Genomic DNA, 12,667 nt, shown 5'->3' with positions numbered 1-12,667 from the left:
GCTCGCTCACCTTCAGGGTAGGGCGGGGTAGGTGGACTGGATGACGTACGCCCGGTCGGGCGGGGTGGCGCCGGTCGCCTTGAGGATCACCTGGACCTCGGTCAGCGGCATTCCGGCCGGGATCGGCTCGACGAGGCCCGTCGCCGGGTTCTTGTAGTAGCCCTCGCCGAGGTTACCGAGGCCCGGTTCGTATCTCGCCAGGACCAGGTTCTTGCCGGCCGGCGGGTTGCTCGCCAGGAACGCGTCGATCTCCGGCTGGGCGGCCGCGATCGCCTCCGCCGTCACCGTCTCCATGACCGTCCCGTCCAGGAACCGCGCGGCCACGCCGGACGGGTTGGTCTCGGCCAGGTTCTCCAGCCACTTCAACGGCGCGGTCGGGCCGTGCTTCTTCAGGCCGTGGGTCGGATCGCTCAGCGTGCCGTCGGCCTGGAGGATCTGCATGCCTTCGGTGGCCGCGAGCCCGCCCTCCTGGGTCAGCTTGACCGGTCGCGGCTCCGGGGCCGGCGGCCGGGGCGGCATCTCGCCCTCCAGGGCCGCCAGTTCGGCCAGCTCCTGGGCGGCCAGCGCCTGGATCTCCTCCGGGCTGGACGCGATCCCCTCCAGCTGCTCGAACGTCTCGCGCAGGTTCTCGGCCCGCTTCGCCCAGTCGCCGCGGCGCAGTTCGCCCGCCCGGGCCTCGGCCTCGAACGCCCGCCGCTTCAGCTCGGCGACCGTCTCCCGGCCCGGGGCGGCGGCCACCGCCGTCGTCGCCTCGGCGTCGATGTGCGGCGAGCCGCCGCCGGTGCCGGGCTGGTTCTCATACCACTCGCCGTACGCCTCCATCGACCGGAAACGCTGGGTGACCGGGGCGCCGTCCGGGCCCGGATAGGTCAGCGAGTACGGCTGCGGGTCGGCCGGGTCGTACCCGTAGGTGACCGTCTCGTTGCCACGCTCGGTGACGATGCCGATGGTCTGCTCGACCGGCTTGCCGCTCTGTTCCGCCTGCCAGCGGGCGACCTCGAAGTCGCCGCCCTGGCCGCTCGGGTAGCGGTGCGGTTCGAGCGTGACGCCGGTGGCCGGGTCGACCGGGTGCGAATGCTCGACCAGGTCCCAGCGGCCCGGCTCGCCCGGGCGGCCCTCGATGAACTCGCGCATCGCCGAGTTGGTGGACGCCCGCGCGTCGACGTACTCGTTGTTGCCCTGCACCACGATGCACTCGCCGGTCTCGCTGTTGCGGTAGACCGCGACCTCGTTGTGCGGGCTGTCCCGGCGGGCGTTCTGGTACATCCCCCGGGCTTCGGCCTCGGCCAGCGGCGTGTCGCCGTACATGACCGTGCCCTCCGGCATGTCCATCACCGGTTCCTCGGCCACCGGCGTCGCGGCGCCCTCCTGCGCCCCCACGATCGGCGGCTCGACCTCCGAGCCCACCCGGGTCTGCATGCGGGCCGACGACGCGGCCGTCTCCGCCGCCGTCACGTTGAACGCGGCACCACTGTCGACCATCGCCCCGCGCGCGTTCTGGGTGACGCCCTCGATGAAGCGGCCACCCGGCCCGTACGACAACGCCATCGACAGCCCGATGTTGGTCAGCAGCCCTTCGTGCCAGGGCCGCCCGGCGGCGATGTTGTTGACGATGCCGAGCGTCGCGCCGGTCGCCACGTTGACCGCCTTGCCGGCCGCGATCGCGGTCGCCTCGGTGATCAGCTGCCGTTCGACGGCTCCGCCGAGAGCTCCGGCGACCCCGCCGCCGATCGCACCCCCGACCGCACCGAACGCCGCCCCGACCAGCATCTGCTTGCCCAGGTCGGACCAGTTGGTGTCGCGCCCGTGCACGGCGTTGTCGGTGAGCGTGGTGGCCGCCGCCGACAGCGCCCCCGACAGCGCACCGGCCACGATCAGCGCGCCGATCCCGGTGCCGAGCAGCGCGACCACCGCGATCGTGACGACCAGCCCGACGATGACGCCGGCGATCGTCCCCCACGGGATGGAGTCCCACGCCTTCTCCAGCCAGCTGCGGTGGGTGGCCTCCTCGGCCTCCCGCATCGCCGTGGTCATCCGGGCGTCGAGCGTGCCGACCGGCTCCCGGGCCTGCCCGGTCGTCTCGCCGGCCCGCTGGGTCAGCGACTGCCGGAACTCGGTCAGCACCTGCCCGAACCGGGTGTCCAGGTCGGCGACGATCTGGTCCAGGGTGGCCAGGTTGCCGCTGACCATCCGGTCGCCCGAGCCGGTGGCCGCCGCCGCGACCGCGCTCAGCTGCGCGGCCAGCGCGCCGGCCTGCCCCGCCGCGGCCTCCTCACCCTGCCCCGCCACGCCCGCCGCCTGCTGCCGCCCCTGCTCCGCCGAATCCTGCAGCACGTCGAGGGCCTGGCTCGCGGTGTCGCTGAACGCCTGCGCGATCTCGGCCAGCATCACCCGGGCCTGCTGCTCGGCGTCGCCGAACCCCTGCCGCACGTGCGCACTCAACTCGCCGGACAGCTTGGCCGCGGCCGCCCGCCGGATCTTCCGGTTCGCGACGCCGGCCAGCACCCCGTCGAGCAGCGCGGCCCCCGCTTGGGCGGCCTGGGCGTGCTGGGCCTGCCCCGCTTCGACCGTCTGCCGTCCCGCTTCGTAGACCGACTCCTTGGCCGTGTCGGCCTGCTGCCGGATCGCCCTCATGACGGTGGCCTGCAGCCCGGTGAGCTGCGTGGACAGCTCGCTGCCGTAGGCGGCCAGCGACGAGCTGCCGGCCGCGACCGCCTGGCTCAGCTGGGCACCCGCCCCCACCGTGGTCTCGCCGAGCACCGCGGCCACGGTCGGCAGCCGCAGATGGATCTGCATGGCGATCTGGTTGGCCTGCCCGACCAGCTGAGCCTGGGTCTCCGGCCCGAGCCCGCGCAACTCGGCGACGGTGTTGCCGAGCTTCCCGGAGATCTGGGTGGCGGTGTCCCCCGCCACCTCCCGGGCGGCGACGGCCCGAGCCTCCGCACCGTCGGCGTCCTCCCCGCCGGGCGAGGCCGCCCGGGCCGCACCCTGCGCCCGGGCCTGCGCCGCAAGCCCGCCGACCTCAGAGCCGGTGCCGGCCGCGATGGTCTCCGCCGCCGAAACGACCCCACCGCCCGCGGACACCCCGCTGGACTGGATCTCCCCCGCCCGCGTCGCGTATCCGGTCGCCAACTGCTGCTGCGTCTCCGCCGACCAGCCGGCCAGACGCTGCTGTTCCCCTTGGTGCGCATCGATGAGCTGCTGCTGGGCACCGGCGATGGCCGCCAGCAGCCGCCCCCGGGCGTCGCCGAAGGCCGAGTCAACCGCGGCAAGCTGCGCGGCAACCCCATCTTCGATCCCGGCTTGCTGCGCCTCAACGGTGGCGGCAACCGTCGCCAGTTGCTCCGCAACGGCAGCCGCAAGCGCCGCCTGACCTTCGGTCCCAGCAGCCGCAATAGCGGCCACAACCTCTTGAGCGCCGTCCCCCACCGCAGTCGGCACCGAAACGGCAGCCGGCCCCGAAGGCTGAAGGCTTATTGCCCGTACGGGCACCGCGCTAGCCCCTACGCCGGCCCCCCGCCCACCGGAAGCAGGCGCGCTCGCCGAAGCAGCCACCGAAACCGGCGCCGCGACCGCAGGCGCAGAGGTCGCGGGCGCAGGGGTCGCGGGCGCAGAGCCAGCCGAACTTGCCGCAGCGACCGCAGGAGCGGCAGTCGCAGCCGCAGAAGCGGTAGGAGTAGAGGTGGCGAGCCCGAGACCGGCGGGCGCCGCCCCGGAAGCGGAAGGCGAGGGCGCAGCCAACCCAGGCCCGGACACAGCAGGCGCGACCAGCCCAGGCGCGGCCAGCCCAGGCGCGGCCAGCCCAGGCGCGGCCAGCCCAGGCGCGGCCAGCCCAGGCGCGGCCAGCTCAGGCGCGGTTCCGTCGGCAGACGCAGCCGGAACCGGCGCGGAGCCTGCGGCAGAGAGCATCGGCGCCAGGAGGCCGGCGGAATCCGTCGCGGCGGCCGGCATCGTGGCCGACGGGCCCTGCGGAGTCTCCGGCGCGAGCGGCGGCGTGGACGCGCCGGTCGCGCCGCCGCCGGACAGCAGCCGCGCGACGGCGGCGTTGCCCCCGGACAGTTGCAGTGCCGCGACCGCGTCGGCGCCGAGCGACGGCGAATCCGGCGGCCGGGCGGCGGACGCATCCCGCGAACTCCCGGCGACCGAGCTGAGCAGGGCGGCCATGGCGCCGTTGCCGGCATCGGCCAGCGCGCCGAGCGGCGACGCGACCGCACTGTCGACCGGCACCGGCCCCCGGACGGCCGCTTTCTCGGCCACCTCCGAGCTAGGCGCGTCGCGGGCCGGATTCATCCGTTTCCTCCCCGCTGCAGCGCGCGCGTCAACGCGACCCGATCCGGCCGATCCCCGGCAAACCGACGCTGGCCACTCTAAATGGCCTACCGTCCACAGTGGTGTCAGATCATCAACAGCTGTCGTTGCACAATTCCCGACGCAAAGAGTCCACCGCACACCGTTTTCCCGGATGTCGGGGTCTCGGCCCGCGCCCGAGACCCCGATATCAGGCAACCCGGCAACACCGACTTCGCGGCGCACAAACACGCCCTGCTCTGCGCACCGATACGCGCCGATTCGGCACATCGGTGAGCAGAGCAGAGGGCGCGGAAAGCGAGGCGGGACGGCCCTGCGGGCGGGACGGCCCTGCGGGCGGGACGGCCCTGCGGGCGGGACGGCCTCGCTGAGCACTGGCAAACGCCGAAGGCGCGTATCGGTGAGCAGAGCGTGGGGTGAGACACGCGGCGCGGCGCCCGCCCGCGCGTTTTCAGGCGAGCAGGTCCAGGCAGTCGAAGGAGACGCCTGGGCTCAAGTAACCCGTGCCGGTGGAGCCGCTGACTATGTTGAGTTTCAGGATGTTCCACTGGGTCGGGTCCGTCTGCCAGGCGGTGGCGGGGACGGCGTACGTCAATGTGGTGTTGAATTCTCGGTAGGTTCCTACCGTCAGGTTTCTGGTCTTTGACGTTGGCGGAGCGGCCGGGATCGCTGATGTCCAGCTGTTTACCGACACCTGTGGACGGCCGCTTATGTAACTCGCCGTGATGCCTATGCGCAGGGTGTGGGCCGTCGCGGCCTGGGCTGCGGTCAGCTTGAAGTAGATCAGCAGGCCGTTGTTCACGTCGGACCACTGGTAGCACGGGAAGCCGCTGTCGGTGGACGTGCCGACGATGAAGTTCCCGGTCCATGCGGCGGCGCGCACGTCGCTGGGGTGGGCGTACGTCATCAAGCTTGCGTTCTTGAAACCGGACGGGGTGCCGTTCCAGGTGCCGATCCGCCAGATGGCGGCGGCGGTGTTCGGGTCGGCGGTGATGGTGACGGTGTTCAGGACGGTGGTGCCGCCGGCCGTCACCGTGGCCGTGCCGGTCCAGACCGGGAGCTCGCCCTTGTGGATCGTCATCGTGTAGCTGCCGGGGAGCATGTTCGTGCTGCTGAAGTAGCCGGTGGAGCTGTCCGCGGTGGCCCAGTACTGGGCGGTGGTGTTGGCGAAGCCGACCGTGTAGGTGGACGTGGTGTCGCGGCCGGCTATGCCTACGCCGGTCACCCGGCCCCGGCCGGACGTGCCGACCCAGCCCTGCAGGCCCAGTGAATCGGCCCAGCTCGTGTTGAAGGTGCGGGCGTAGAGCGCACTCGCGGGGGCGCCGCCGTCGGTGAAGGACAGGACGTACGGGCCGTTCAGGCCCCACCGCGGGTCCTCGGTCTGCGCCTCGGCGTAGCGCGGGATCTCGTAGAGGTCCGGCGAACCGGTGCTGCCGGAGCGCAGCAGCGAGCGGTAGAACGGGCCGCCCGAACTCAGCTCGTGGTTGCTGCGCACCAGCCAGATGCCGACCGTCTTGGCGCTGTTGGTGGCGCCGACGTAGTCGTAGTCGATGGTGCGCAGGTTGGAGTAGTGCTTCGCGTGGGTGGTGCCGTCGGTGGCCTTGAAGATGTCGGCGGCCTCGACCGTGGTGACGGTGGCGGAATCCCAGGCGTCGCCGCCGCTGAAGGTGAGCGCGCCGGGCTTGAGCCGGACGATGTAGCGCTGCATGGTGACCGAGTTCGCGTCCCGGTAGGTCCACATGTAGACGTTGTTCTCGCCGGCCCGGGCCACGTAGTAGTGCACCAGCGTGCCGTGCACCACCTTGATCGTCACCGTCGCCGAGGTCGACGCGATGGTCACGGTGGACGCGCCGAGACCGACCTCCACCTGGGAGTTCTTGCCGTTGTAGCCCTGGTATTCGACGCCGCGGTAGACGAACGAGACGAGGTCGCCGTTGCTGTGGTTGACCTTGAAGACCAGGTTGGCGCCGGTGTTGACGACGTAGTTGGTGCCGTCGTTCGTGTAGCTGATCGTGGCGGCGCTCGCCTCGGCGGCGAAGGAGCCGGCCAGGGCGCCGGCGCCGAGGACCGCGCCGCCCGCCTTGAGCAGGCCGCGCCGGTTGATCCGGTGGGACATGGGGATACTCCGATGACTGGGGGGATCCTGGACACTACATCGGCTTTTGTCGATTCATCCCGAGTCGCTCGATGTCCTTCAGAACACGACGAACTTGGGTGAAAGTTGTTGTCGAGTCGCCCGGCAGTGTCGGCGTTTCGCTTACGTTCGCGGAATGAAATTTCGTGTCTTGTCCGGTTTTTTGGTGGCGCTACTGTGCGCAGGTGCGGCACATGCCGCGCCGCCGGCTCCGGCCCTCGACTGGGCCGCCTGCGGTGACTACCAGTGCACGTCGGCGCAGGTGCCGCTCGACTACCGGGATCCGGACGGCACCCGGATCACGCTGCAGCTGCGACGTCACCCGGCCGCCGACCCGGCCGCCCGGATCGGCACGCTGTTCATCTACGCCGGCGGGCCGGGCAGCTCCGGGTGGGACTGGGTCGACTCGTTCACCACCTCGGTGATCCCGGAGATCCGCGACCGGTTCGACATCGTCGGCCACGACCCGCGCGGCGTCCACCGCAGTCAGCCGGTGAGCTGCCTGGACCGGCCGGAATACGCGGCCCAGTGGGGTCGGGCGCCGGCCTTCGCGAACGCGGTCCGGCTGGCCCGCGAGTGGGACGCCGCCTGCGCGAAGCACTCCGGCGACCTGCTGCCGTTCATCGGCACCGCCAACCAGGCCCGCGACCTCGACCTGCTGCGGCAGGCGGTCGGCGACGCGAAGCTGACGTTCTTCGGCGGGTCGTACGCCACCTACGTCGGCACCGTCTACGCGAGCATGTTCCCGCAGCGCACCCGGGCCTTGATGCTGGACTCCGGCTACGACCCGGAGAAATACGCCGATGATCCGTACGCCTACGACTACGGCCAGTACCGGGCGACCGAGAAGGCGCTGCGCCGCTTCCTGAGCTGGTGCTCGGCGCACGCTGAGCAGTGCGCGTTCGCGCCGGGCGACCTCACCGGGAAACTGCGGAAGATCCTGGACGACCTCGACGAGCACCCGCTGGGCGACGTCAACGGCGCGACGATGCTGTCCGAGCTGACGTCCCGGCTCAACAGCGGGACGCGTCGATGGTCCGCGCTGGGTACCGACCTGCACCTCGCCGAGTCCCGCACCGGCCCGCTGATGTATGCGATCAGCCAGTCCGACACCACGTTCAACGCGGTCAACGTGTCGGTGGAGTGCGCCGACCGGGTCTTTCCGGCCGGTCTGCCGCAGCTGCGCGCCCGGCTCGCGAAGGTCGCGGCCGACTTCCCGCTCACCGCACCGCGGATGGCGTACGGGCCGCCCGCCTACGACCAGACCCACGCGCCGGCCTGTCTGCAGTGGCCGGCCGCCCGCCTCAGCCGCTACACCGGGTCGTACCGGGCGACCGGCTCGGCGCCGATCCTGGTCTCCGGCAACACCGGCGACCCCGACACCCCGTACCCGGATGCGGTGGCTCTTTCCCAAACCCTGGCGAACGGCCACCTGATCACATGGCAGGGCGAGGGACACACGGCCAGGCGCAAGAGCGCCTGCATCGAGGCTTACATGTACGCCTACCTGCTCCACCTGACCATCCCACCGGCCGGCACGGTCTGCCGGGACGCCCCGATCCCCGGCTGACGAGCACTGACCGGCGGCGGCGCGATCACGGCCAGGGCCGACAGCGTGCTGGCCTATCCGGCCGCGCTGATGGTGCCGGCGCTTCTCGTCTTCGTGCCTGTGCGGCTGCGGGTGGAGCGCCGAGGAGGACGCTTCGGGCGCTTTGCGGGCTAAGTCCGATTATCCTGGGGTGGTCGCCGGCGGTAGGAGCAGCCCATGCAGGACGTGGAGAGCCGGCACCGGCTGCGGGAGCACAACCGGGAGCTGGCCGAGCTCGTGGCGACCAAGACCGAGCTGGTCTCGGCGCTGCTGCATGAGCTTCGTACGCCGCTTGCCGCCGCCCTTGCCATGATCGATCTGCTGCCGGAGAGCACGGGTGAGCCGTTTCTTGACGAAGCGCTGCCGATGATCGCCCGGAAGGTGCACCGGATCGACGAGGTCGTCGCCGAGATCGCCACGATCAGTGGCATCGAGAACGGCACGTTTCCGCTCGCCCGGACGACCTTCGACCTGCCGGAGCTGCTCGCCGAGAGCGGGGCCGCGGTGACCGCCGAGCCTGCCGAAGGGCTCGTCACCGGTGACCGGGAGCGGCTCGGGCAGGTGTTCCGGCGGCTGGCCACCGCGGTGCGGGCGATCGGCGGGGACGGCACGATGACCGCCGAGCTGGTCGGCGATCAGTGGCGGGTTGCCCTGCCGCTGCCCGCCCGGCAGGCCACCGACCGGCTCTTCACCAGCGCCGACGGGGAAGGGAACGCCACCGCGCTGATGCTGGCGCGGGCCGTCGCGGGGCGGCACGGCGGGCGGGTCCGCGTGGAAAGTGCGGAGGGTACGCCGTACCTCATGGTGTGGTTGTCGGTCGTTCAGTGAACCGTGCCGGTGAGCGCGTCCACCCGGGTCAGGAGGTCCTGCGCGGTGAACGGCTTGACCAGGTAGTCGTCGGCGCCCGCGTCGAAGCCCGAGGCCACGTCCAGCCACTGGCCACGGCCGGTCAGCAGGATGATCGGGATGTCGGCGGTCTCGGCGTCGTCGCGCAGCGCGCGGCACACCTCCAGGCCGCTCATGTCCGGCATGGTGACGTCGAGGACCGCGCAGTCCCAGGTCCGCTCGTGGGCGGCCCGCAGGCCCTCGCGGCCGGTGCTGGTGCTGGACACCTCGAGGCCGCCGGAGCGCAGGACCGTCTCGACGATCTCCAGCATGGTCGGATCGTCGTCGACCACCAGGACAGAAGTCACCGCGCCTCCCTCGTCAACTACATAGAGTAATCCCCGTGGCGGATGACGGTGACCGGATCGCGGATCGCGCCTGGTGGACCGTGGGCCGGATGCTGGCGGTCGGGTTCCTGCTCGCCCTGCTGTCGCTGGCCTTCGTCGGCGCCAGCGCCTACCTGCGGATCGGCGCGCTCATGCAGAGCCGGGCGCCGCTGCAGCACTCGCACCAGATGCTCGGCGAGATCGGCCGGCTCAACGACGTCGTCAACGGGCTCGACCGGGTCGCCCGCAACTACCAGCACACCGGCAGCCCGACCTGGGCGCAGGCGCTGGGCAGCGCGGGCGACACCGTCCGGGACCAGCTGGGCCGGGTCCGGGCGGCGGCCGGCGACGACCGGGCCCTGCAGCGGCTGCTCGACCGGGCGGATCCGCTGGCCGAGAGCCGGCTCGCGCAGTACGACCGGGCGGTCGCCGAGCACCGGCCCGACCAGGTCAACGCCGACCTGGCCGACGTCCAGCAACTGGTCAGCGCCATGCACACCGAGGAGGAGCGGCGGCTGGCGCAGCTTCTCCGGGCCGGCGACGAGAGCGCCCAGGGCACCCGCAAGCTGATCGTCTGGGTGTCGGTCGGCACCGCGGCCCTGGTGGCGCTGTGCGGGCGGTGGATCACCTGGCGGATCACCACGCCGGCCAAGCGGGTGACCGCGGCGGCGCAGCGGGTCGCGGCCGGTGACCTCAGCCGCCGGGCCGAGGTGACCGGGCCGCAGGAGCTGACCCAGATGGCCCGGGCGGTGAACGCCTCGATGACCGCGATGGTCGCCGCCCGGGACGAGGCGCTGGCCGCCACCGCCGCCAAGTCGGCGTTCCTGGCCACCATGAGCCACGAGATCCGGACGCCGATGAACGCGGTGATCGGGATGACCGGGCTGCTGCTCGACACCGACCTGGACGCCCGGCAGCGGGAGCTGGTCGACACCGTGCACGCCAGCGGCGAGACGCTGCTGGTGATCATCAACGACGTACTCGACTTCTCCAAGATCGAGGCCGGCGAGCTGACCCTGGACGACCGGCCGTTCTCGCCGCGCGCCTGCGTGCAGCAGGCGATCAACCTGGTCGCGCTGACCGCCGACGCGAAGGGCCTGCGGCTGGCCGGCGATGTCGCCGCCGGCTGCCCGCCGGTGGTCGTCGGCGACGAGAGCCGGATCCGGCAGATCCTGGTCAACCTGATCGGCAACGCGGTCAAGTTCACCGAGCACGGGGCGATCACGGTGACCGTCACGGCCGCCGGCACCGAGCTCCGGCTCGCCGTCCGGGACACCGGCATCGGCATCCCGGCCGACCGGCTGGCCCGGCTGTTCCTGCCGTTCAGCCAGGTCGACGCGTCGATCGCGCGCAGCTACGGCGGCAGCGGGCTGGGCCTGGTGATCTCCCAGCGGCTGGCCGAGGCGATGGGCGGCGGGATCACCGTCGACAGCACCCCGGGCGCGGGCTCCACCTTCACCGTGACGCTGCGCCTGGGCCGGGCCGCGCCCGGCACCCCGGAACCCGAGCCGGTGCCGCCGGTCGTGGTGGCCGGCCGGCCGCTGCACGTGCTGGTCGCCGAGGACAACCCGGTCAACCAGCGGGTGGCGCAGCTGCTGCTGGAACGGCGCGGCCACCGGGTGGAGCTGGTCGGCGACGGCGCCGAGGCGGTCGCGGCGGTGCGGCGTACGCCGTTCGACCTGGTGCTCATGGACGTGCAGATGCCGGTGCTGGACGGGCTGGCCGCCACCGAGCAGATCCGGGCCGACCCACCGGCGCACGGCGCCCCGCGCATCGTCGCGCTGACCGCCAACGCGATGGTCGACGACCGGACCGCGAGCAAGCGGGCCGGCATGGACGGCTTCCTGGCCAAGCCGATCCGGGAGGCCGACCTCGACGCCGTCCTGGCCGCCTCGGCCGCGCACGCCGACGTGCGGGCCGAGATGCCGGCCGAGATGCGGGCCGCCACCGAGGCGGACAGCATCCGGGCCTGGGTCGACGGGATCGCCGCCTCGATGACCGGCGAGCACCATCGCATCGCCGAGATCCTGCACAACTTCGCCGAGCGGCTGCCGGACACGCTCAGCCGGATGGAGCAGGCCGCGGCCGACGGCGACGCCCGGACCCTGGCCCGGCTCGCGCACAGCCTGAAGGGCTCGTCGGCCACCCTCGGCGCCAACCGTTTCGCCGCCCTCTGCGCCGACCTCGAGGACCGCGCCCAGGAACCGCACCTCGACCTGGGCGAGCTGCACGCGCACGCGTCCGAGGTGAGCGACGCGATGCAGCGACTCTCCACCGAGTTGGTGCAGGCCGCGGGATGACCTCGCGGGCGCGTACTGTGGGTCACGCGACCCGGTATTCGCCGGTGCCGCGCCTTCACCGACCTTGGTGGACCTCGTCTCAGCCCGCGCCGTCGGGCCAAGGCCCGCGCCTGCGTTGGTCCTTGTCGACAGGGTGTCTCCGATGACCTCGGTGTCTACGCACGCCACGATCTCCCGACGAATCGAGCAGGCTCGGTTCCGCTGGGGACCGATCCGCTTCCACAACGTGACGCTCGACGGCTGCTGGTGGCCGGCCTCCCGGGATCCCGGCGCCGCGCTCCCCGGCTTGGTCCGGGCGATGGACGAAGCCCGCGGCCCGGTGGTCCGACTGCTGCTGAGCGCCGCCGGCTGGGCGGTCCGGCCGCACGAGATCGAGGTGGCCGGCCGCACGGTCAGCCTCGGCTACTTCTCCGGTCAGTCCCCGGCCACGCTCACCGCCATCTACGCCGACGGCGGCGTGACCACTGTGCTGGTGACGCCGGTGGCCGCGCTCGCCGGCTCCGATCCGGATCAGAACGCCTGGGAGAGCGAGGGCGGCCGGCTCGCCGCGGCGCCGGCCTGAGAATGGCCGTCCCTACGCTGTCCGACGTGTTCATCGAGCTGGCCGACACGCTCGTGGACGACTTCGACCTGCTCGACTTCCTGCACGTCCTGACCGAACGCTGCGTCCAGCTGCTCGGGGTCGACGCGGCCGGGCTCCTGCTCATCGACGAAGCCGGCGTTCCGCAGCTGGTGGCCGCCTCGTCCGAGTTTCTCCAGCTGGAGAGCGTGCTGCACACCCTGCCGATGCGGCTGCGCACCGACGTCATCGGCGCGCTGAACCTCTTCGGCACGGCGCCCGGGCCGCTCGGCCCGGAGCAACTGCGGATGGGACAGGCGCTGGCCGACATCGCCACCGTCGGGCTGATCCAGCAGCGGGCCATCCACCGCGGCGAGGTCCTCGGTGAGCAGCTGCAGGCCGCGCTGAACAACCAGATGGTGATCGAACAGGCGACCGGGCTGCTGGCGGAACGGCTGCAGGTCGGGGTCGCCGAGGCCTTCGAGACCCTGCTGGCCGCCGCCCGCCACCGCGACCGGCACCTGTCCGACCTGGCCCGCGCCCTCGTCGAGGGCACCGAAGACTTGA

At 72.2% G+C, this 12,667-nt stretch carries 8 protein-coding genes; 5 read left to right on the top strand and 3 right to left on the bottom strand.

All coding sequences use genetic code 11. The features are described 5' to 3' along the window. Window positions 1-12 precede the first annotated feature (12 nt). Together Adu01nite_RS11910 and Adu01nite_RS11905 are read right to left on the bottom strand one after the other, a co-directional pair. Window positions 13-3,405 (bottom strand): hypothetical protein, encoded by a 3,393-nt coding sequence (locus Adu01nite_RS11910; RefSeq protein WP_239132327.1) that lies wholly within the window; start codon window positions 3,403-3,405, stop codon window positions 13-15. Between the two features lie 1,354 nt (window positions 3,406-4,759). Further along, window positions 4,760-6,424, bottom strand: coding sequence for a rhamnogalacturonan lyase B N-terminal domain-containing protein (locus Adu01nite_RS11905; RefSeq protein ID WP_203726676.1), 1,665 nt, complete (start codon window positions 6,422-6,424; stop codon window positions 4,760-4,762). A 154-nt stretch (window positions 6,425-6,578) separates the two neighbouring features. Between Adu01nite_RS11905 and Adu01nite_RS11900 the strand changes: the two genes are divergently transcribed. Continuing rightward, the gene (locus Adu01nite_RS11900; RefSeq protein WP_203726675.1) at window positions 6,579-8,012 is read left to right on the top strand and encodes an alpha/beta fold hydrolase; all 1,434 of its coding nucleotides are present in this window, start codon (window positions 6,579-6,581) and stop codon (window positions 8,010-8,012) included. 195 nt (window positions 8,013-8,207) lie between these two features. After that, window positions 8,208-8,858: a sensor histidine kinase gene (locus tag Adu01nite_RS11895; RefSeq protein WP_203726674.1), complete on the top strand. Its 651-nt coding sequence runs from the start codon at window positions 8,208-8,210 to the stop codon at window positions 8,856-8,858. Here the strand turns inward: Adu01nite_RS11895 and Adu01nite_RS11890 are convergent. After that, entirely contained in the window at window positions 8,852-9,223 is a 372-nt protein-coding gene (locus Adu01nite_RS11890; protein WP_203726673.1) for a response regulator transcription factor, read from the bottom strand. The two genes, Adu01nite_RS11895 and Adu01nite_RS11890, sit on opposite strands and share 7 nt — an antisense overlap. 35 nt (window positions 9,224-9,258) lie before the next feature. Here Adu01nite_RS11890 and Adu01nite_RS11885 point away from each other — a divergent pair, with 35 nt between their 5' ends. From Adu01nite_RS11885 to Adu01nite_RS11875, 3 genes are all read left to right on the top strand, one after another. Next, on the top strand, window positions 9,259-11,541 hold the full coding sequence (locus Adu01nite_RS11885; RefSeq protein WP_239132326.1) for an ATP-binding protein: 2,283 nt from the start codon (window positions 9,259-9,261) through the stop codon (window positions 11,539-11,541). A 142-nt stretch (window positions 11,542-11,683) separates the two neighbouring features. Further along, entirely contained in the window at window positions 11,684-12,103 is a 420-nt protein-coding gene (locus Adu01nite_RS11880; protein WP_203726672.1) for a DUF5994 family protein, read from the top strand. A gap of 26 nt (window positions 12,104-12,129) precedes the next feature. After that, window positions 12,130-12,667 (top strand): ANTAR domain-containing protein (locus tag Adu01nite_RS11875; RefSeq protein WP_239132325.1); only part of this gene is annotated, 538 nt, incomplete at its 3' end.

This window comes from Paractinoplanes durhamensis, from assembly GCF_016862175.1.
Lineage (GTDB): Bacteria > Actinomycetota > Actinomycetes > Mycobacteriales > Micromonosporaceae > Actinoplanes > Actinoplanes durhamensis.
Note: the sequence above shows the minus strand (reverse complement) of the source record. Positions and strands in the feature narration are given on the sequence as shown.

Excerpts from the sequence above, each read along its gene's own strand:
- Adu01nite_RS11905 (WP_203726676.1), bottom strand. The coding sequence starts at position 6,424 with ATGTCCCACCGGATCAACCGGCGCGGCCTGCTCAAGGCGGGCGGCGCG.
- Adu01nite_RS11900 (WP_203726675.1), top strand. The coding sequence starts at position 6,579 with ATGAAATTTCGTGTCTTGTCCGGTTTTTTGGTGGCGCTACTGTGCGCA.
- Adu01nite_RS11895 (WP_203726674.1), top strand. The coding sequence starts at position 8,208 with ATGCAGGACGTGGAGAGCCGGCACCGGCTGCGGGAGCACAACCGGGAG.
- Adu01nite_RS11880 (WP_203726672.1), top strand. The coding sequence starts at position 11,684 with ATGACCTCGGTGTCTACGCACGCCACGATCTCCCGACGAATCGAGCAG.